Annotated in this window: 19 protein-coding genes; 14 read left to right on the top strand and 5 right to left on the bottom strand. The window is 69.9% G+C overall.

Annotated features, from left to right (window positions below):
• The first annotated feature begins 4 nt into the window (after positions 1–4).
• The 5 genes from C8D87_RS06865 (at position 5) to C8D87_RS06845 (ending at position 6,969) form a co-directional block, all read left to right on the top strand.
• Complete coding sequence (locus C8D87_RS06865; protein ID WP_233439454.1) at positions 5–784, top strand: ABC transporter ATP-binding protein; 780 nt, start codon at positions 5–7, stop codon at positions 782–784.
• A gap of 188 nt (positions 785–972) precedes the next feature.
• Complete coding sequence (locus C8D87_RS06860) at positions 973–3,003, top strand: PQQ-dependent sugar dehydrogenase (RefSeq protein WP_112225941.1); 2,031 nt, start codon at positions 973–975, stop codon at positions 3,001–3,003.
• A complete protein-coding gene (locus tag C8D87_RS06855; RefSeq protein WP_112225940.1) occupies positions 3,003–3,941 on the top strand; it encodes a LamG-like jellyroll fold domain-containing protein in 939 nt (312 codons plus the stop codon). The genes C8D87_RS06860 and C8D87_RS06855 overlap by 1 nt, the downstream gene beginning before the upstream one ends.
• Before the next feature lie 125 nt (positions 3,942–4,066).
• Positions 4,067–6,109, top strand: a complete 2,043-nt coding sequence (locus C8D87_RS06850) for a PQQ-dependent sugar dehydrogenase (protein WP_233441936.1) — start codon at positions 4,067–4,069, stop codon at positions 6,107–6,109.
• The gene (locus C8D87_RS06845) at positions 6,106–6,969 is read left to right on the top strand and encodes a hypothetical protein (protein WP_112225938.1); all 864 of its coding nucleotides are present in this window, start codon (positions 6,106–6,108) and stop codon (positions 6,967–6,969) included. The genes C8D87_RS06850 and C8D87_RS06845 overlap by 4 nt, the downstream gene beginning before the upstream one ends.
• A 164-nt stretch (positions 6,970–7,133) precedes the next feature.
• Here C8D87_RS06845 and C8D87_RS06840 read toward each other — a convergent pair whose 3' ends face one another.
• Positions 7,134–8,309, bottom strand: a complete 1,176-nt coding sequence (locus C8D87_RS06840) for an SGNH/GDSL hydrolase family protein (RefSeq protein ID WP_112225937.1) — start codon at positions 8,307–8,309, stop codon at positions 7,134–7,136.
• 67 nt (positions 8,310–8,376) lie between these two features.
• On the opposite strand from C8D87_RS06840, the gene C8D87_RS06835 reads away from it, so the two are divergent.
• Positions 8,377–8,913 (top strand): class I SAM-dependent methyltransferase, encoded by a 537-nt coding sequence (locus C8D87_RS06835; RefSeq protein WP_233441934.1) that lies wholly within the window; start codon positions 8,377–8,379, stop codon positions 8,911–8,913.
• Between the two features lie 68 nt (positions 8,914–8,981).
• The gene (locus tag C8D87_RS06830) at positions 8,982–9,413 is read left to right on the top strand and encodes a MarR family winged helix-turn-helix transcriptional regulator (protein ID WP_112225935.1); all 432 of its coding nucleotides are present in this window, start codon (positions 8,982–8,984) and stop codon (positions 9,411–9,413) included.
• Between the two features lie 7 nt (positions 9,414–9,420).
• Here the strand turns inward: C8D87_RS06830 and C8D87_RS06825 are convergent, their stop codons facing one another.
• Positions 9,421–10,785, bottom strand: coding sequence for an alpha-amylase (locus C8D87_RS06825; RefSeq protein ID WP_112225934.1), 1,365 nt, complete (start codon positions 10,783–10,785; stop codon positions 9,421–9,423).
• A 193-nt stretch (positions 10,786–10,978) separates the two neighbouring features.
• Between C8D87_RS06825 and C8D87_RS06820 the strand changes: the two genes are divergently transcribed.
• From C8D87_RS06820 to C8D87_RS06800, 5 genes are all read left to right on the top strand, one after another.
• Complete coding sequence (locus tag C8D87_RS06820) at positions 10,979–11,305, top strand: lycopene cyclase domain-containing protein (RefSeq protein ID WP_109636148.1); 327 nt, start codon at positions 10,979–10,981, stop codon at positions 11,303–11,305.
• Positions 11,298–11,615: a lycopene cyclase domain-containing protein gene (locus tag C8D87_RS06815; protein ID WP_109636150.1), complete on the top strand. Its 318-nt coding sequence runs from the start codon at positions 11,298–11,300 to the stop codon at positions 11,613–11,615. Before C8D87_RS06820 ends, C8D87_RS06815 begins: the two co-directional genes overlap by 8 nt.
• Complete coding sequence (locus tag C8D87_RS06810; protein ID WP_112225933.1) at positions 11,602–12,297, top strand: class I SAM-dependent methyltransferase; 696 nt, start codon at positions 11,602–11,604, stop codon at positions 12,295–12,297. Before C8D87_RS06815 ends, C8D87_RS06810 begins: the two co-directional genes overlap by 14 nt.
• The gene (locus C8D87_RS06805) at positions 12,294–13,817 is read left to right on the top strand and encodes an FAD-dependent oxidoreductase (RefSeq protein ID WP_112225932.1); all 1,524 of its coding nucleotides are present in this window, start codon (positions 12,294–12,296) and stop codon (positions 13,815–13,817) included. Before C8D87_RS06810 ends, C8D87_RS06805 begins: the two co-directional genes overlap by 4 nt.
• Before the next feature lie 120 nt (positions 13,818–13,937).
• Complete coding sequence (locus C8D87_RS06800) at positions 13,938–15,158, top strand: NAD(P)/FAD-dependent oxidoreductase (RefSeq protein WP_112225931.1); 1,221 nt, start codon at positions 13,938–13,940, stop codon at positions 15,156–15,158.
• A gap of 2 nt (positions 15,159–15,160) precedes the next feature.
• Here the strand turns inward: C8D87_RS06800 and C8D87_RS06795 are convergent, their stop codons facing one another.
• The 3 genes from C8D87_RS06795 to C8D87_RS06785 all read right to left on the bottom strand — a co-directional run bounded on the left by C8D87_RS06795 (position 15,161) and on the right by C8D87_RS06785 (position 17,430).
• The gene (locus C8D87_RS06795) at positions 15,161–15,448 is read right to left on the bottom strand and encodes a WhiB family transcriptional regulator (RefSeq protein WP_112225930.1); all 288 of its coding nucleotides are present in this window, start codon (positions 15,446–15,448) and stop codon (positions 15,161–15,163) included.
• 82 nt (positions 15,449–15,530) lie between these two features.
• On the bottom strand, positions 15,531–16,493 hold the full coding sequence (locus tag C8D87_RS06790; RefSeq protein ID WP_112225929.1) for a DUF5914 domain-containing protein: 963 nt from the start codon (positions 16,491–16,493) through the stop codon (positions 15,531–15,533).
• Positions 16,494–16,503: 10 nt separating this feature from the next.
• Positions 16,504–17,430, bottom strand: coding sequence for a phytoene/squalene synthase family protein (locus C8D87_RS06785; RefSeq protein ID WP_109636163.1), 927 nt, complete (start codon positions 17,428–17,430; stop codon positions 16,504–16,506).
• 115 nt (positions 17,431–17,545) lie between these two features.
• Here C8D87_RS06785 and C8D87_RS06780 point away from each other — a divergent pair, with 115 nt between their 5' ends.
• Complete coding sequence (locus C8D87_RS06780; RefSeq protein ID WP_112225928.1) at positions 17,546–18,622, top strand: polyprenyl synthetase family protein; 1,077 nt, start codon at positions 17,546–17,548, stop codon at positions 18,620–18,622.
• 29 nt (positions 18,623–18,651) lie between these two features.
• On the top strand, positions 18,652–20,112 hold the full coding sequence (gene crtI, locus C8D87_RS06775) for a phytoene desaturase family protein (RefSeq protein ID WP_215732263.1): 1,461 nt from the start codon (positions 18,652–18,654) through the stop codon (positions 20,110–20,112).
• Positions 20,113–20,170 lie beyond the last annotated feature (58 nt).

Below are 20,170 nucleotides of genomic sequence, written 5' to 3'. Positions count from 1 at the left end.
TGGTGTGATTGCCACCTCCGCCGTCGCGATCGACGACGTCTCCGTGCGCTTCCAGTCGAAGCGCGCGGAGACGACCGCGATCGAGCGGGTTTCGCTCGACGTCGCACCCGGCGAGTTCGTGTCCATCGTCGGACCGTCCGGGTGCGGCAAGTCGACGCTGCTGAAGCTGGTGTCCGGGCTGCTCCAGCCGTCCTCGGGCTCGGTGACGCTGCTCGGCGAACAGGTGCGCGGGCCGCGGCACGACATCGGGTTCGTGTTCCAGCGGGCGGCGTTGCTGGAATGGCGTTCCGCGCGGCGCAACATCCTGCTGCAGGCCGAGATGCGCGGCATGAGCTCGGTGGAGGCGGGCAGGCGGGCCGACGAGCTGATCGAGATGACCGGGCTCTCGGGGTTCGAGAACGCTTTGCCGCACGAGTTGTCCGGTGGCATGCAGCAGCGTGTGGCGTTGTGCCGGGCGCTGCTGCATGAGCCGCGGGTGCTGCTGATGGACGAACCCTTCGGCGCGCTGGACGCGTTGACGCGCGAGCAGATGAACGTCGAGCTGCACCGGGTGTGGCGGGAGACCGGCACGACGGTGCTGCTCGTGACGCACTCGATCGCGGAGTCGGTGTACCTGGCGAACCGGGTGATCGTGCTGACGCGACGGCCCGCGGTGGTCAAGGAGGTCATCGACGTGGACCTGCCGTCCGAGCGGGACTACTCCGCGACGATGGCGCGCCCGGAGTTCGCGGCGGTGACCGCGCACATCCGGGAACTGCTGGGAGCCGCGACAGGGCACGATTGACCGGTGTCGAGCGCCTGCGGCCGGGCACCGACTGGGAGACCGTGAGGTGCTCGGCATGGCCGCCGTGACACCGCCGGTGCATGACAGGACTTGACACGTCCTCTTGTGATCCAGCGGGAATCGTGGGTAAAGTCTGGCAAGCCGCCGCGTGGTAAGCGCTTTCCGAAGCTGATCCACGAGGTGGTGCGATGTCAGTGAGACCGCTCGCGGTCGTGTTCGCCGCGTTTGCCCTGACCGCGGCTTCCCTGGTTCCCCAGGCCGCCGCCCAGCCCGGCCCTGTCGCGGACCCGCTGCCGGCGCCCGCACCGTCCGGCATCGGTGTCAGGCTGCAGGAGATCGCGCGGCTGCCGCAGTCGTCGACCACGCCCGCCGCCGGTGACAGCAGACTCAAGCAGTACAACCGGGTCAACTACCTCGGCGAAATTCCGGACGGCTCCGGCCGGTTCTTCGTGCCGGACATGAACGGCAAGCTCTACACCCTGAACCGCGACGGCAGCGGGCAGCGCGCGTATCTCGACGTCCGCGCCACGATCGGCGGGAACTTCCACAACCACCAGGGACTCGGCAGCGGGTTCGGGTTCGCCGCGTTCCACCCGCAGTTCGCGGCCAACGGCAAGTTCTACACCGCCCACACCGAGGCGAAGGACGCCCTGAAGAACCGCAAGCCGGATCTTCCGTCGCCCTCGGACGCGGTGGTGCACGGCGTGATCACCGAGTGGACCGCCACCAACCCGAAGGCCGCGACGTTCGCCGGTACCCGGCGCGAGCTGCTGCGCGTCGGGTTCGCCATGTACCTGCACGGGTTCCAGGAGATCGGCTTCGGCCCGGACGGCCTGCTGTACCTGGCCGTCGGCGACGGTGGCATCGGTTACCGATCCGATGTGCCGCAGGACGTGAAGGTGCCGCAGGGCAAGATCCTGCGCATCGACCCGGCGGGATCCAACAGCGGCAACAAGAAGTACGGGATCCCGCCGTCGAACCCGTTCCTGGGCAGGCCTGGCGCGCTCGCCGAGCTGTACGCGATCGGCCTGCGCGATCCGTACCGGTTCAGCTGGGACTCCGGTGGCACGCACAAGATGTTCCTCGGGCACATCGGCGAGAAGGTCGTCGAGTCGGTGTACGAGGTGAAGCCCGGCGCGAACCTCGGCTGGGGGCAACGGGAAGGTCACCTGACCTACCGTCGCAACGATCCCAAGTGCCAGCTCTACCCGTTGCCGGCCGACGACGCGAAGTTCGGCTACACGTATCCGGTCGCGGGATTCGACCACAACAGGCCCAACGGCGGCTGCGGGGACAGCGGCAACGCGTTGATCGGCGGGTTCGTCTACCGCGGCACGGCGATTCCGGCGTTGCAGGGCAAGTACGTCTACGGCGAGGGCGTGAAAGGCCTGCTGTACTTCGCGGAAGAGAAGGACATGCGGGCCGGTGCCTCGATCGCGAAGACGTTCGAGCTCGCGGTGTACGACTCGGCCGGCAAGCGCACGACGATGCGGACACTGGCCGGTAAGAGCCGCGTCGACCTGCGGTTCGGCACGGACGCCTCGGGTGAGCTCTACGTGCTGGCCAAGGCGAACGGCAAGATCTGGAAGGTCACCGGCACCGTCCAGACGCTCGAGGCCTGCGCTTCCGGCAGTGACGTGGTCAGCGGTGTCACGGCCGCGAGCGACTGGAAGCCCGTCACCGCCTCGCGCTGGCGTTTCCCCGGCACCGAAGTGGTGCTGTCCAAGGCGGGCGCGGCGAGGCCCGGTCCGCGGCGTCCCAACGAGTACGCCGTCGTCACCAAGGGGCCGGCGTTCGGCAACGTCACGATCGACGCGCAGGTGCGGCTGGACACGCCGGTCTCGCAGAAGGACCGCGACGTCGTGATCGTGTTCGGCCACCAGTCGGACACGCGCTTCTACTACGTGCACCTGTCGTCGGACAACAAGATCTACCCGCACAACGGGATCTTCCTCGTCGACAACGCCGACCGGCTGCGCATCGACGACCAGTGGAACGGCTCGGTCGGCGCGCCACCCGCCGTGACCGACATGAAGTGGCACCGCGTCCGCGTCACCCACTGCGCGGACACAGGCGTGATCGCGGTGTACGTGGACGGCTCGTCGCAGCCGCTGATGACGGCGACGAACACGGTGCTCAGGTCCGGGCGGGTCGGCTTCGGTTCCTTCGACAACATCGGTCGCGTCGCCGACCTCCGGATCACCGGGAAGGGACAGTGATGAGGAAAGCTTTGCCGGGACTCTGCCTGGTGCTCGCGCTCACCGCACCGGCGCAGGCTCAGCCGCCTTCGGAGGTGTTCCCCGGCATCGCGGCCGCGGTCGTGCACCACTACGACTTCGAACACCCGCTGGCCGGTGATCCCGAGAAGGAGGACGACATCGGCCGCGCCGACTCGCGCACGCCGATCTCACTCGTCAACGGCGGCGCGGCGATGCGGGTCGCGGACGGCGCGTTCCCCGGCTCGAAAACGTCGTTGCAGCTCAAGCAGGTGCGGCCGAACGGCAAGAGCAACGACGACTGGAAAGCGGGCGTGCACAGCTCTTCCGGTGTCGCGTCGATGAAGGCGTTCAGCAAGGCGCGCGGCATGTCGATCATGACCTGGGTGAAGATCACCGGAGAGGCGCCGGCGCGGAACTCGAACAGCTCAGGCACCGGCGACTTCTACGGCGCGATCGGGTTCGCGGGCGTGCTGTCGGGTGACTCCGACGGTCACGCCGCTCGCGCGTTGCTGGAGACGGAGAACCACAACGGCGCGATGCGGCTGATCGCGTTGGGGCGCAGGGTGGACGGCTCCGGCAAGCAGTTCTGGGTGTCGAACGCCGATTGGAAAACGCTGATGCCCCAAGGGAAGTGGGTCTTTCTCGCGGGCACGTTCGACTTCGACAACGGCACGATCGGCCTGTACGTCGACGGCAAGCCGGTTGAAGGTTCGTACGCGGTCAAGGGCGATCCGTGGAAGGTCATCGGACCTCCCGAGCCCGACACGACCTCGGCCGCGAACCCGCGCGGCATCAAGATCGGTGGCAGTCACCCGCAGAACAACCGCGAGGTCAACGCCTGCAACTGCCGTCTGGACGGGCTCCTGTTCCTGGACCGCGCGCTGACCGCCGACGAGGTTCGCGCGCAGTACGAGTGGGTGATCAAAGGTCGGAGGTGAGGGGTTGTAACCACCCTGCTGGCTGGGTAGATTCCGGGTGCCGCTGCATTGGAAAGCGCTTTCCGCTGCCGTGCTGCCACGGCCTGACCCACAGGGTGGTGGGGATGTCCAGACGGTTGTCTCGCTTGGCTGCCACAACATTCGTGCTCTCAGCGTTGTTCGTGCCCATCGCGTCGGCCCAGCCCGGCGCGCCGATCGCCGACCCGTTGCCCACGCCGGGAACGTCGGGCATCGGCCTGGAGCTGACCGAGGTCGCGCAGCTGCCGGAGTCCAGGCCCGTGCCGCCGCCGACCGATGCCCGCCTGCGCCGCCACAACCGGATCAACCACCTCGGCGAGGTGCCCGACGGCTCGGGCCGCCTGTTCGTGCCCGACATGAACGGCAAGCTCTACCTGCTGGACAACGGGGTTCAGCACGCGTACCTCGATCTGGGCGCGGCGGTGGGCCCGGACTTCCACACCCATCGCGGTCTGGGCAGCGGGTTCGGCTTCGCGGCGTTCCACCCGAACTTCAAGCGCAACGGCAAGTTCTACACCGTGCACACCGAAACCGGTGCCGCGCTGACGACGAAGAAGCCGGATCTGCCTTCACCGGCCGGCATGCAGGTGCACGGCGTGATCACCGAGTGGACCGCGTCAGACCCTCGCGCCGACGTCTTCTCCGGCCCCCGCCGCGAGATCCTGCGCGTCGGCTACGCCACGTTCATCCACGGCTTCCAGGAGATCGGCTTCAACCCGACCGCGCGCTGGTGGAACGAGGACCACGGCCTGCTGTACATCGCGTCGGGTGACGGCGGTATCGGGGTGTCGTCGACGGTGCCGCAGGATCTGGGGCTGCCGCAGGGCAAGATCCTGCGCATCGACCCGGCCGGTCGCAACGGAGTGAACGGTCAGTACGGCATCCCGCGGTCGAACCCGTTCCTGTCCCGTGCCGGTGCGCTGGGTGAGATCTACGCCTACGGCATGCGCGATCCGTACCGCTTCAGCTGGGACGCGGGCGGCTCGCACAGGATGTTCCTCGGCCACATCGGCGAGAAGGCCGTCGACTCCGTGTACGAGGTGCGCAAGGGTGCCAACCTGGGCTGGAGCGAACGCGAGGGCATCTGGGAGTTCCGGCGCGGCGACCCGTCCTGCGGTGTGTTCCCGCTGCCCGCCGACGACGCGAAGTACGGCTACACCTATCCCGTCGCGGCGTTCGACCACAACCGGCTCGCCTCCTCGCGGCCCTGCGCGGACAGCGGAAACGCGTTGATGGGCGGCTTCGTCTACCGCGGCTCCAAGATCCCTTCGTTGCGCGGCAAGTACATCTATGGCGAGGGCGTGAAAGGCCTCATCTACTACGCCGAGGAACGCGAGATGCGGCTGGGCCGGCCGATGGCCGCGACGCGCGAGATGATGGTCTACGCGTATGGCCGGCTGACCACGCTCAAGGCACTCGTGAACGACCCGAACCGCGTCGACCTCCGCTTCGGCCAGGACGCGGCCGGCGAGCTCTACGTGCTGGCCAAGGCGAACGGCAAGATCTGGAAGGTGACGGGTGCCCGCACCTTCGCCTCCTGCCGCGCGGGCCACGACTTCGTCGCCGGTGCCACGTCCGCACGGTGGTGGGAGCCGGTCACGCCTGCGCTGTGGCAGTTCCCCGGCCGTGAAGTAGTGCTGGCACAACCGGGAATCGCGCGTCCGGGCCCGCGCCGGCCGTTCGAGTACGCGGTGCTGAAGAAGGGCCCGGCGTTCGGGTCGGTGCAGTTCGACGCGTCCGTGCGGCTCGACACCCCGGTGTCGGAGTCCAACCGCGACGTGATCATCGTGTTCGGCCACCGCTCGGACAGCGAGTTCTACTACGCGCATCTGTCGTCGGACAACAAGATCTACCCGCACAACGGGATCTTCGTCGTCAACCACGCGGACCGGCTGCGCCTCGATCACCAATGGGACGCCGCACGTTCCGTCGGTGCCCCGCCCGCGGTGTCGGACACGGCGTGGCATCGCGTGCGAGTCAAGCACTGCAGCGGAACCGGGGAGATCGCCGTGTACGTGGACGGTTCGCCCTACCCGCTGATGACCGCCGTGGACAAGACGTTCTCGTCCGGCCGCGTCGGCTTCGGCTCGTTCGACAACATCGGCAGACTGCGCGACCTGCGCGTGCGAGGAACCGGAGTGGACCGATGAGGCGACTGTTCGTGACCGGGCTGGTCACCGCGTTCTGCGTCAGCCTGGCCACCCCGGCACAGGCCACGTTCGGCACCGTCCTGCCCACGCTGTCGCGCAACCTGGTGTCGTACTACGACTTCGAACACCCGGTGCGTGGCGACAAGGCCCTGGAACAGGACAGAGGCCGCTCGGGCACACAGCTGTCGTTGATCAACGGTGGCGCCGGCATGCGCGTACGAGACGGAGCGTTCCGGCACAGCCGCACGTCGATGCAGCTCAAGCAGATCAACCCCGCTGCCGCCGGCAACGACGACTGGAAGGCCGGCCTTTACAACGAAACCGGCGTGCCGAGCCTGCGGGCGTTCAACGGCACGCGCCAGGCGTCGATCATGGGCTGGGTGAAGATGACGGGCCAGAACCCGGCCCCGAACTCCAACTCGGCCAACCCGGACGACTTCTACGGCGCTGTCGGCCTCGCGGGTGTGCTCTCCGGCGACTCCAACGGCCACGCGGTGCGCGCGCTGCTGGAGCTGATCGGGGTCGACGGCGAACTGAAGCTCGTCGCACTGGCGCGGCGGATCGACGGCGGTGAGTCGCAAACGTTCGCGGCGACGGAAGACTGGAAGAAGCTGCTGCCTCAGAACGAGTGGGTGTTCCTCGCGGCGACGTTCGACTTCGACACGGGCGCGATGGCGTTGTACCGCAACGGAAAGCCGCTGACGGGCAAGTACGTCGTGGCGGGTGACCCGTGGAAGCTGGCAGGTGAGCCGGAGCCGGATCTGGCGTCGCCACGGATCCGCGTGGGATCAAGATCGGGGGCAGCTACCCGCAGAACACTCGTGAGGGCAACGCCTGCAACTGCCGGATGGACAGCCTGATGTTCCTCGATCGCGTCGTGAAGCCGTGGGAGGTGCACCTGCAGTACCGCTGGATGAAGGGCTGATCACTCACATTCTGTCCCGCGTGGAATCACGGCGCCGTGGCCCTCGCCCGTCAGCGGACGAGGGCCACGAAGATCATCGGCCGGGCGCACTCGACCAGCTCACAACGTGGCGATCCGGACCGCCTTCGCCATCGCCTCGAACCCCTTGTCACCGGGGTGCAGGTGATCTCCCTGGTCGTAGTCGGGCCGGATCCGCTGCGGGTCCGCCGGATCCCGGATGACCTGGTCGAAGTCCACGACGGCGTCGAAGTCGGGGCTGGTGCGGATGAACGCGTTCACGGCCTGCCGCACCGACTCGAGCTCCTCGGTGTAGCTGCGCCAGCCCTTGAACGGCGTGATGGTGGCGCCGATGACGCGCAGGCCGCGGTCGTGGGAACGGGACGCGATCTGCTTCAGCGCGGCGATGATCTTGGCGGGGTCGGTCTCGTGCGGGGTCTGCTGGATGTCGTTGATGCCCTCGAGGACGATGACCGTGCGGACGCCGGACTGGGTCAGCACGTCGCGGTTGAGACGCGCCAGGGCGTTGGGGCCGGCCCAGTCGCCGTCGCGCAGGAGGCGGTTGCCGCTGATGCCCGCGTTGAGCACGCCCAGGCGGGTGTTGACGCGGTCGGCGAGCTGGTCGGGCCAGCGGAGGTTGGCGCCCCAGGTCGAGTTGGCGCCGTCGGTGATCGAGTCGCCGAGCGCCACGACGCTGCCGCGCAGGGTGGACGAGCGGACGTCCACGCCCGAGACGTAGTGCCAGTTGGTGGTGCGTTCGCGGAAGGCCGCGGCGGACTCGTCGGCCGCGTGGTTGCCGTCGCGGGTGAAGTAGGAGTTCTGCATCGTGAGCTGGTGGTGGGTCACCGGGCCGCCTGGCGACGGGGTGAAGACGCTGACCAGGAGGTCGGAGTCGGCCGGGACGTTCAGGGCCACGCCGTCGCTGATCACGTCGGCGCCGGCCGGGGCGGTGATCGACTGGGAGCCGCCGAACGTCAGGGTGCGCATGGTGCCGGGCAACGCGAGCGGTGTGTCCGGGCCGGCCGCGCGGGCCACGGTCACCTGGCCGAACAGGATCGGCGTGCGGCCGTAGGCGTTGGAGAGGCGGACGCGGATCTCCTTGCCGCCCGCGCTGACGTGCACGATGTTGCGCATGGTGTGGTTCGGGTAGCCGTTCTCGGTTCCGGGGACGGCGGAAGACGGTGCGGTGGCCCAGGTGCCGACCCATCGGGCCGGTGCGGCCTGGGCAGGTGAGGCCGCCGCCACCAACAACGCCACTGCCAGCAGAAAGCGCGTCATGCACTCGACCTTGGCAGCGCTCTCGCAGGTGCGGTATCCGCCGATCTTCGGATCTATGCTGGGACGCGTGTGGAACGGGGCTGAGTACCAGCGCAGGTTCGACTCGCTCGCCGAGTCGGGGATGGACGTGCACGGCGAGGCGAAGTTCGTGCGCGCCTACGAGCCGAAGACCGTGCTGGACGCGGGATGCGGCACCGGGCGGGTCGCGATCGAACTGGCCAGGCACGGCATCGAGGTCGTCGGCGCGGACCTGGACGAGTCGATGCTCGCCCATGCGCGGCAGACGGCGCCCGGCATCACGTGGGTGCGGTCCGACCTGGCCGAACTCGACCTGGGGCGCACGTTCGACGTCGTGATCATGGCGGGCAACGTGCCGCTGTTCACCGCGCCCGGTACGCAGGACAAGCTGGTCGCGGGCGTGGCGCGGCACGTGGGCGGCGTGCTGGTCGCCGGGTTCAGCCTCGATCGCGGCTACACGGCCGAGGAGTACGACGAGCACTGCGCGCTGGCCGGGCTGAGGCTCGTCGAGCGGTTCGCCACGTGGGACCGGGAAGAGTTCCGGGACGGGAACTACGCGGTGTCCGTGCACATGGGTATGAGCTGACGGTGCGGGCGTTCCGGCCCGGCAGCGACACCGACCTGGACTACCGAACCGGCCAGTAGGCTCGGGGTATGGACCCCGCCCGAACCACGAGCGAGCTGATCGTCCAGCTCCAGCTGCTGAGCCGCGACATCGACCTGATGGCGGCTCAGCGGCTGGAGGGGACGGGCACGTCGTTGCGGGCGGTCAGCGTGCTGATGTGCGCGGACGAGGGCGAGAAGACGCAGGGCGAGATCGCCGACCTCGCCTGCCTCGACAAGTCCACGATGGTGCACACCGTCGACGCGCTGGAGAAGGACGGTCTCGCCACACGCAAACCGTCGCAAAAGGACCGTCGTGCCCGCGTCGTCGAGGTGACCGACGAGGGACGCGAGCTCGTCGCGTCCACCGAGCACGCGCTGGCCGTCCTCTACGACGAGGTGCTGGCCCGGCTGCCGGAAGCCGACCGCGATCCGTTCCTGCGTTCGCTCGCCACACTCGCCGGCGGCCGCTCAGCGCGCTGAGACCCGGTCACCCCCTCGCGTTGACGTGCAGCGCGAGCGCGGTGCCCGCACCCAGCGTGGCGGTGAACCCGCCCGCCGAGTCGACGGTGACGCGCACGCAGCCGTTCTCCTGGACGTTGCAGTACGTACCGGCGGGCAGCGAGGTCTGGAACGTGTGCGTCACCGGGAAGGTCTCGCGGTTGATCGCGACGAACCCCTTGTCACCGCGGCCGAACGCGATGGCGTCGTAGCCGTTGTCCCACCAGTTGTTCACGCCGGTGCCGGCGACGGTGTTGCGGAAGGCGACCATGTTCGCGATCTGGGTCCACAGGTGCTGGCACTTCCAGCCGCTGAAGCAGACGGAGCTGCCGGGCGGGCCCGCGTCCTTGTCGCTGAACTCGTAGCCCGAATACACCTGGGGCGCACCGTAGTTCCATGCGAGCATGAACACGTTCGCCAGTGTGTAGGTGGAGTTGTCCTTGTAGGACAGCGTGGAACCGTTGCGTTCGGTGTCCCAGTTGTCGACGAACGGCCGAGCCTGGCCGCTGGGCAGGAAGCCCCACGACTGGCCGAACGTGCGCAGGTAGGCCAGGTTCTCGTACTGGAAGATCCGCTTGAGGTCGTAGGCGTAGCGGAACTCGTCCACGTCACCGGAGCCGGTGTACTCACCGGGCTGAACCGCTTCGCCGGCGCCGTAGATGACCTCGTGCACCCAGAAGATGTTCGGGTTGGTCAGCTTGGCCTTGATGGCGCTCATGTCGGCGGCGGGGATGTGCTTGGCCGCGTCGATCCGGAAGCCGTCCACGCCCATGGCGATGAGCCGGTTGAGGTACCCGGCGATCGCACCCCGCACGTACTCGCTGCCGGTGTCCAGGTCGGACAGCCCGACGAGCTCGCAGTTCTGGACGTTGTAGCGGTCCTGGTAGTTGTTGATGTGCGAGCGGCACGAGTGGAAGTCCCAGTCGCTGTACACGCCCGGATAGTTGTACTTGGAGTAGCTCGACCCACCGGTGCCCGCGCCGGATCCGGCGCTCATGTGGTTGATCACGGCGTCGGCGATCACCTTGACGCCCGCGCCGTGACAGGTCGTGATCATGTTCCGGAAGGCGGTCTCGTCGCCGAGGCGGCCCGCGAGCCGGTAGCTGACGGGCTGGTACGAGGTCCACCACTGCGGGCCCTGCACGTGTTCGGTGGCAGGGGACACCTCCACGTAGCCGTAGCCCTTGGGGCCCAGTACGCCGGTGCACTCCGACGCCACGCGGGCGAACGGCCATTGGAACAGGGTGACGGTGACGTCCTTGTTGCCCGGTGGGGCCGCAAATCCTTGCACGGGTGTGCACACGGCGGCGACCAGCACGGAGATGAGCAGGACGCGAAGAGCCGAGGAAACCACGTTGTCTCCTTGCTGCAGGGTTGTTCACCCGGTCGTACCAGTCCGGGGCCCTACCGGGAAGCGATGCAAGAAGTTTCGCGCCTAATTGGTCCGCGAGGCGTACGGCCCAGTCCTCTGTGGTCCGGGTGGCCGGGAATCGCGCTGTTGTGCAGACCCGCCGCCGCGCCCATACGGTCGTTGCAGGAGGTGAGTGATGCGGAGCCAGTACGAGTACCTGGCGGTGCTGGGCGTGTGCCTGCTCATCACGATGCCGCTGGAGTGGATGGGCCGCGGTGTCTACCGGCGGGCGCCGGACGTGGTGCGGGCGGTCGCGCCGGTGCTGGTCGTGCTCGTCGTGTGGGACGTCGTCGCGATCCTGCGCGGGCACTGGAGTTTCCACCCCGAGGCCACCACGGGCGTGGCGATCGGCGGCGTGCTGCCGATCGAGGAGGTCCTCTTCTTCGTGGCCATCCCGCTCTGCGCGCTGCTGACGTACGAGGCGGTGCGGGGGCCTTCGGAACGTTGGCTGCCGAATGGTTGAGGAGTACCTGTTCGCCGCCTCGGCTGCGGCCGTCGCCGTCGTCCTGCTGGAGCTGTGCGTGCTGCGCACAGGGCTGTTCCGCAGGCCCGCCTACTGGATCACGATGGTGATCGTGCTCGGGTTCCAGGTGCCCGTGGACGGGTGGCTGACGAAGCTCGACGCGCCGGTCGTGCTGTACGCCGACTGGGCCATCAGCGGAGTGCGCGCGCCCTGGGACATTCCCGTCGAGGACTTCCTCTACGGCTTCGCCATGATCACCGCGGTGTTGCTCCTGTGGGAACGGAGAAGGGCGGCACGTGAACAAGCTTGAGGTGCCGGGGAAGTTCGACCGGGCCGCACGCGGCTACGATCTTCTCGTCGGGCTCAACCCCGGCTACCACCAGGCGTTGCGCCGGTCGGCACGGGAGCTGGGGCTGCTGCCGGGCATGAGGGTGCTCGACCTAGGCTGCGGCACAGGTGCCTCGACCGCGGCGCTGGTGGCGGCCGTGCGCGGCCTGGAGATCGTCGCGGTGGACGCGTCGGAGGGAATGCTCGCGCGGGCGCGGCTGAAACGCTGGCCGCCGAACGTGCGGTTCGTGCACAGCCGGGCGGAGGACGTGGACGAAGGCCGGTTCGACGCGGTGTTCGCGGCCTACCTGGTGCGGAACCTGCCGGACCCGGACGCCACCCTGCGGCACGTGCGCGAGCTGCTGAAACCCGGTGCACCACTGGTGTTGCACGAGTATTCGGTGCGGGACTCGTGGCTCAGCACGGCGTTGTGGACGCTGCTGTGCGGGGTGATCGTGCCGGTCGGCTGGCTCGTGACCGGCGACCGGTCGCTCTACACCTACCTCTGGCGCAGCGTGCTCGACTTCGACGGCGCAGGTGCATTGCGAGATCGTCTGCGGCGCAACGGTTTCGTCGGCGTGCGCAGTGCACCGGTGCCGGGCCTGCAGCTCGGCGTCGTGCACACCTTCGCCGGTCACGCACCAGAACAGGAGCAGCCGCGGTGAGAGATCCCAGGGCGGTGCGCGTTCCCGCGCCCGCCGGCCGAGCGCAGTTCTCCGGTGACGCTCCCGTCGTGGTCGTGGTGGGCGGCGGGATCGCCGGTCTCGCCGCGGCGACACCGCTCGCGGAACGCGGGGCACGCGTCGTGCTCTGCGAACGCGAGAACTACCTCGGCGGACGTGCCGGCGGCTGGAGCACCCGGCTCGCGGACGGCAGTGAAGTCACCATGACGCGCGGCTTCCACGCGTTCTTCCGGCAGTACTACAACCTGCGGGCCTTGCTGCGCCGGGCGGACCCGTCCGGCCGCGCGCTGACCGGCCTGCCGGACTACCCGCTGTGGCACGCCTCCGGCCACCGCGACTCGTTCGCCGGGCTGCCGACCGCCGTGCCCCGCAACGCGCTGGCGTTCCTGCGCCGCAGCCCCACGTTCCGCTGGCGCGACCTGCCGGACGTCGACGCCCGCGCCGCGCTGTCGCTGCTGGACGTGTCGGTGCCGCGGGTGTACGAGGAGCTCGACGACATCGACGCCGCGACCTACCTGGAAAGCCTGCGGTTTCCCCGCGCCGCGCACGCGCTCGCGTTCGAGGTGTTCTCCCGCAGCTTCTTCGCCCCTCCCAGCCGGATGTCGGCCGCCGAGCTCGCGGTGATGTTCCACATCTACTTCCTCGGTTCCAGCGAGGGACTGCTGTTCGACGTGGCGGCGGACCCGTTCCCGCACGGTCTGTGGGAGCCGCTGGGGCGCCATCTCGCCGCGCTGGGCGCGACGATCCGGTTCGGCGCCGAAGTCAGGTCGGTGTTGCCGGGCGAGGAGAAGCGGTTCTCGGTCACGATCGGCAGCGGCGCGATCGAGGCCGACGCCGTGGTGCTCGCCGCGGACGTCCGCGGCCTGCGTGGTGTCGTCGAGGCGTCACCAGGACTCGGCGACACGGCGTGGCGGGACCGGGTCGCGGCGTTGCGGACCGCGCCGCGCTTCCTCGTTTCGCGGTACTGGCTCGACTGGCCGGTCGACGCGGACCGGCCGGGATTCGTCGGCACGAGCGGTTTCGACCTGCTCGACAACATCAGCGTGCTCGACCACTACGAGCACGAGGCGCGTGCGTGGTCGGCACGCACCGGCGGATCCGTGGTGGAGCTGCACGGTTACGCCCTTCCGTCCGATGTGGACGAGCAGGACGCGCGGCGGCGGCTCTGGGAGCAGCTCACCGAGGTGTTTCCGGAGACCAAGCGCGCCGGTGTGGTCGACGAGCGGCACGAGCTGCGCGAGGACTGCCCGCTGTTTCCGGCGGGTGGATACGCGGATCGGCCCGGTGTTCGGACGCCGGACGAGTTCCTCGTGGTCGCGGGTGACCTGGTGCGCGTCGATCTGCCGGTCGCGTTGATGGAACGTGCCGCCACCACCGGGTTCGCGGCCGCCAACCAGCTGCTGAGCCGCTGGGGAGTCGGTGGGGTTGATCTGTGGTCGGTGCCTACGCAGGGGCGGGTGCCGCTGCTGCGTGCGGTGGCGCGGCGTTGGAGGACGTTGTGATCGTGGTGGGCGTGAGGGGCGGGGTGCTGGTGCTGTGTGCGGTGGCGCGCCGTTGGGGAACGTTGTGATCGTGGTGGGTGCGCGGGCCAAGGGACGCGTGCCGTTGTTGTGTGCGGTGGCGTGTCGCTGGAGGAAGCCGTGATCGTCGTCGTAGGAGCTGGTCTGGCAGGCCTGAGCGCCGCGCTCGAACTCGTGGCGGCAGGCGCCGAGGTCACCGTGCTGGAGGCGGGCGACGAGGTCGGTGGCCGCGTGCGCACGGACGTGGTGGACGGCGTCCGGTTCGACCGCGGCTTCCAGATCCTGCTGCCCGCCTACCCGGAACTGGAGCGGCTGGCGCTGGAACCGTTCCCGTTGCGGTACCTGCGCCCCGGCGTGTTCGTGCACGACAACGGCAGGCACGACCTGCTGGCCGATCCGCGCAGCGGGCCCAGCGCGTGGGACGGCCTGCTGCGCCAGCACGTCCTGAGCGCGCGTGACCTGGCCGCGCTGTCCGGGTTCTCGGCGCGGGACGCCTTCGGCCCGGTGCGGCCGTTGCTCGCCGCACCCGACCGCCCCACCCGCGACGAGCTGCGGCGCCTCGGCGTCACGGAGAGCGCTGTGGACGCGGTGTTCCGGCCGTTCCTCGCCGGGGTGTTCCTCGAGCCGCGCCTGAGGACCTCGTCGCGGTTCTTCCACCTCGTCTGGCGCAGCTTCGCGCGGGGTGGCGCGGCCGTGCCCGCGCTCGGCATGGGCGAGCTGCCCAAGGCGATGGCGGAACGTCTGCCCGCGGGGACGGTCCAGCTGGAGACCGCCGTGCGGGCTGTGCACGACACCGGAGTGGATCTGGAGGACGGCGGGCGGATCGCCGCCGACGCGGTTGTGGTGGCGACGGACGGCACCACTGCGGCCAGGTTGTTGCCGGGGCTGGCGGAACCCCGCTGGAACGGCGTGACCACCTGGTACTTCCGGCCGACGCGGTCACCGCTGCGCGACGGCTGCCTGGTCGTGGACGCCGGCGGAGGCCCGGTGGTGAACACGGCGGTGATGTCGGAGGTGTCGCGTCCGTACTCGCCGCACGCGCCGCTGGTGCAGGCTTCCGTGCTCGGTGACGCCAGCGAGCAGGACGTGCGTGCGCACCTGAGCCGCCTCTACGGGACCGACGCGAGCCGGTGGGAAGTGTTGCGGCACTACGAGATTCCACGAGCGTTGCCGGCGATGGACGCGCCGCATCGGCTGCGTCAGTCCGTTCGCGCGGGTGAGCGGCGGTACGTGTGCGGCGACCACCGCGACACCAGTTCCATCCAGGGCGCGTTGTACTCGGGCCGCCGGGCGGCGCGCGCCGTGCTCGGGACACACGGCTGAGGTCACGACTTGCGGGCACGCTCGGCGAGGACGGCCCGCAGCTCGCTCTCGCCGAGTCCACCCCAGATGCCGAACGTCTCGTGCACCTCCAACGCGTGCGCGCGGCACTGCTCGATGACCGGGCACCGCTGGCAGATGGCCTTCGCCGCCGCTTCCCGTGCGTCGCGCGCGGCGCCGCGTTCGTTGGGCGTGTGGGAGAAGGCGGAGCTGTTCATGCCTCGGCACAGGCCGGACAGCTGCCAGTCCCACGATTCGGTGACGGGCTGTGGCAAACGGGACAGTTCGGGCATGGCTCACGTCCTTCGTCGAATGGAACCCCCGGTGACGTGACCATCCTAAAATCGACTCAAAATCGTTTCAACTCGGCCAGGCTCAGTCCGGGAATCGGCCGTCGCGCCGCAGGGCGTACCTGCGTTCGGCGTAGGCGAGGTCGTCGCGCCACAAGCGGGCCGCCGCCCACCGCATCACCGGCCGCAGCGCGCCCGCGAGGGGCCTGGCCAGGGCGAACCCCGGCCGGTCCGAGTGCGCGATGGTCGCCTCCACGACGGCGGTCCTGCCCTCGCGAATCGGTGTCGCGTGCGTCTCGACGACGCTGCCCTCACCCTCGCCTTCGACGATGTGCATCACGACGGTTCGCGGCTCGGGGCAGGTGAATGCGGCGACGACGGGCACGCCGACCCGTCCGGCCAGGCGGAAGGTGACCTCGACCAGGAAGCGGTCCAGCTCCTCGGTCGGCGTCTCCAGCACCCGCAGGTTGGCGAACGAGTACGGGTGGAACCACGCGCCGTGCCAGGGGTCGAGCCGGTTCGCGACCACGTCCTCGGGATCGCAGCGGCCGATCAGCGTGGCGACCGCGTCGATCGACCCTTCCGGCGGCCGTGCGGGCAGCACCGGCGCGGGCAGTGGCTTCTCGCCGCCCGCCTCGTCCAGCCGGACCCACACGAGCACGCCGTCGTCGTGCGCGGGATAGGGCGTCCACGCGCCGAAGCGCTTGCCGTTCAACGCCAGCCCGTGCCAGCGGCAGATCAGCTCGCCGCCGGCTACGGCGCCGTCGCACAGCGGCGCGCCGAGGTGCGGGCAGGAGCCGGAGCCCGCCATCAGCACGTCGTGCGGGCCGCGCCAGAGCACGACCTCCCTGCCCGCGATGGTGCGGCCGCACACCTTGCCGCGCACCACGTCCCTGCTGGCCTCCGCGACGTACCAGTTGCCGGACGGGCGGGCGGTGGCGCGTTTGAGCGCGGCCTCGATGAGCGCGGGCTTCGCGTCCTGCCACGTCGGCCGCTGCTCGCGCCACGGCGGGCTCGAGTAGATCCGCAACGGAATGCGGTTGCGCATGAGCTTCCTTTCAAGCCGCGCGGGCGAGAACCGCCCGTGCGAGTGCAGGCAGTGCGACGGCGAGCCGCCTGCCGTTGGAAACGACGACACGGCGTGAAAGCACGTCGCAGTCGGCGTTCTCGACGAGGTCGAGGATGCGTCCGTACAGCCGGTACGCGGTCATCACGCACGGCCGGGAGCGCGGCGCGAGCATCTCGACACCCGGCCACGCCTTCGCGTACACATCCCGCGCTCGTCGCACCTGGTCACGCAGCGCCGCACGGACTTGGCCGTCGGCACGGCCCGAGGCTCGCGCGTGCAGCAGCCGTTCCCTGTCGACGCCGAACGCGGCCAGCTCGTCCGCGGGCAGGTAGACCCGGCCCCGGTCGAGGTCCTCGCCGACGTCGCGGATGAAGTTGGTCAGCTGGAAGGCGACGCCGAGCGCCGCGGCGGCGGGTTCGGCTTCCTCGCGGGGCGCGCACGTGCCGAGCACCGGCAGCACCTGCAACCCGATGACGGCGGCGGACCCGTGCACGTAGCGTTCGAGGTGGGCGTAGGTGGGGTAGTCGGTGACCGTGAGATCCATCCGCATCGAGGCCATGAAGTCGTGGAAATGCATCGCCGGGATGTCGTAGCGGTGCACGGTGTCGAGCAACGCCGCCAGCACCGGGTCGTCCGTGGTTCCGGTCGTCAGCGCGGCGCCGAGGCGAGCGTCGATGCCGTCGAGCGCGGCGGCCTTCTCCGCGAGTCCACTGTGGACGTTGTCGACGATGTCGTCCACCCAGCGGGCGAACCCGTACAAAGCGTGGACAGCGGGCCGTTGCTCCGCACTGAGCAACTTCGTTGCCAGGTAATAAGTTCGCCCGTGCTCGGCGTTGAGCGCACGGCACCGCCGGTACGCCTCACGCAGTGCGGGTGCGGTGACGCCCGCGGCGTTCAGTTCGCGCTCAGCCGACATTCTTCAACGCTAAGTCCGCGAGTTGCGGTCCGCACAACAGCAGCACTCATCATGCAGACCGCTCAGGGCGCTGCTTAGCTCGAAATCACCCAGGCCGACTTCCGAGGGGGCGACGATGTCGCTGCTGACCAGCGCGGACGCTCGCACGTCGCAGGTGGACGAATTCGCCGTCCTCTTCGACCAGGCGCTGCATGACCACCTGCACGCGAGGCTCGACCACGCGCCCGAGCTCGCCGCGCACCTGCGGGGGATGGTACTGGCCGGTGGAAAGAGAATCCGGCCGACGTTCGCGTGGTGGGGATGGCGGGCGGCGGGTGGCACGGCCCGGGTGGACGCCGTGGTGCGCGCCTTAGTGGCGTTAGAACTGCTGCAGTGCTGCGCGTTGGTCCACGACGACGTGATGGACCGCTCACCGACCCGTCGCGGCAGGCCCTCGGTGCACGAGCTGTACGCCGCGCGGCACCGGCGCGAGCGGTGGGCCGGAAGTGCCCGCCAGTACGGCGATTCGGCGGCCATGCTGGTCGGCGACCTCGCGCTGGCGTGGGCCGACGACGCCCTGGTGACCGCCGGGCTGCCCGCGGACGCGTTGCACCGCGCGTGGGAACCATGGCAGGCCATGCGCACGGAGATGATCGTGGGTCAGCACCTCGACCTGCTGGCCGTCGCCCGGCGGGACGAGTCGCTGGAGCACGCGGTGCGGGTGGCCGCGCTGAAGACCGCCGCGTACACGGTGGAACGCCCGCTGCACCTCGGTGCCGCGCTCGCCGGGGCGGGTCCCGACGTCGTGGCGTGCCTGCGCGAGTTCGGGCACGACATCGGGGTGGCGTTCCAGCTGCGCGACGACCTGATCGGCGTGTTCGGCGACACCTCGGTCACGGGCAAACCCGTCGGCGAGGACCTCAGGGAGGGCAAGCGAACGCCGCTGATGGCGGTAGCGCTGTCCCGCGCGCAGGACAGGCCGGCCGCGCTGAGACTGCTGCGGCGCTGCCTCGACAGCGGCCCGGTGAGCGACCGGACCGTCGACGACGTGCGCGCGCTGCTGGTGGAACTGGGAGCTGTCGCCGTCGTCGAGGAGCACATCGACCTGCTCGCGACCTCCGGCCTCGCCGCGCTGGAGCGCGCGGTGATCGAGGACGAGGCACGCCGGGTGCTGGTCCGGCTGGCGAACCGCGCCGTCACGCGAACGGCCTGACCCAAGCGATCCGACGGGAGATCTCCGTGGTGCACGTCGTGAAAGGCCGCACGGACCGCGTGGTCGTCGTGGGCGCCGGTCTCGCGGGACTGTCGGCCGCGTTGCACCTGCGCGGGGCGGGGCACGAGGTGACCGTGGTCGAACGGCACCCGCACCCCGGTGGCCTGGCGGGCAGGCTCGACGTCGCCGGCCATCTGATCGACACCGGCCCGACCGTGCTCACCATGCCGGAGCTGCTGGACGAGGCGTTCGCCGCGGTTTGCGCGCGGCGCGAGGACCACCTGGAGCTGCTGCCGCTGCACCCGGCCTACCGGGCGGTGTTCGCCGACGGCAGCGCGCTCGACGTGCACACCGACGCGGCCCGCATGGAGCAGGAGGTCCGCGACTTCGCCGGTGGCCGGGAGGCGCGGGGCTACCGCGAGCTGCGGGCGTGGCTGCACCGGCTCTACGAGGCCGAACGCGAGAAGTTCATCGGCACGAGCTTCGACTCGCCGCTCGACCTGCTCGGGCCGGAGCTCGTCACGCTGACCGGGCTAGGCGGGTTCGGCTCGCTCGCCAAGGCGGTGGGCAGGTTCCTGCACGACGAACGGCTGCGGCGCGTCTTCACCTTCCAGTCGCTCTACGCCGGCGTCGCACCGCGAGACGCACTCGCCGCCTACGCCGTCATCGCCTACATGGACACCGTGGCCGGCGTCTGGTTCCCGCGCGGAGGAATGCGTGCCGTACCGCAGGCGCTCGCCGACGCGGCGGCGAGCGCGGGTGCGCGGTTCGAGTACGGCGTGGAGGTGGTGCGGCTCGAACGTTCGGGGCACCGCGTGTCCGCCGTGCTGACCGCCGAAACCCGGTTCCCGTGCGACGCGGTCGTGCTCGCTTGTGGTCCCGCTCAGAGCACTCGGTTGCTGCGGGGCGAGCCGCGCAGGATCAGGTCGCTGCGGTGGTCGCCGTCGGCGGTCGTGGTGCATCTGTCCGCCGCCCGTGTGGCCGACGGTCTCGCCCACCACACGATCTCGTTCGGCGGTGCCTGGGACAGCACGTTCGACCAGATCATCCGGCGGGGCGAGCTGATGAGCGATCCGTCGCTGCTGCTGACCACGCCGACCCTGACCGACCCGGCCCTCGCGCCCCCTGGCAGGCATTTGCAGTACCTGCTGGCACCGTGCCCGAACCTCGACCGCGCCCCGATCCGCTGGGACGTGACGGCCCACCGCTACGCCGGGGAACTCGTCGCCGAGATGGCGGCGCGCAAGCTCGTCGTCGACGCCGAACCACTCGCCGTGGTGACGCCGGACGACTGGGCCGGAGATGGCCAGGCCGCGGGCACCCCGTTCTCCGCGGCCCACACGTTCACCCAGACCGGCCCGTTCCGCCCGCGCAACCTGCCGTTCCGCGACGGCAACGTGGTGCTGGCCGGCAGCGGCACCACGCCGGGCGTCGGCATCCCGCCGGTGCTGATCTCCGGCAGGCTCGCGGCGGGGCGTCTCCGCCACTGACGCGGCTCCTGGCTCTACGGTGGTCACCGGCAGAGCGGCGAAAGTGGCGTGAGGGGCG

The sequence above is a fragment of the Lentzea atacamensis genome (genome assembly GCF_003269295.1).
In the GTDB taxonomy this organism is placed as follows: Bacteria; Actinomycetota; Actinomycetes; order Mycobacteriales; family Pseudonocardiaceae; genus Lentzea; species Lentzea atacamensis.
The sequence above is the reverse complement of the archived record's forward strand: the minus strand, read 5'-3'. Positions and strand labels throughout refer to the sequence as shown.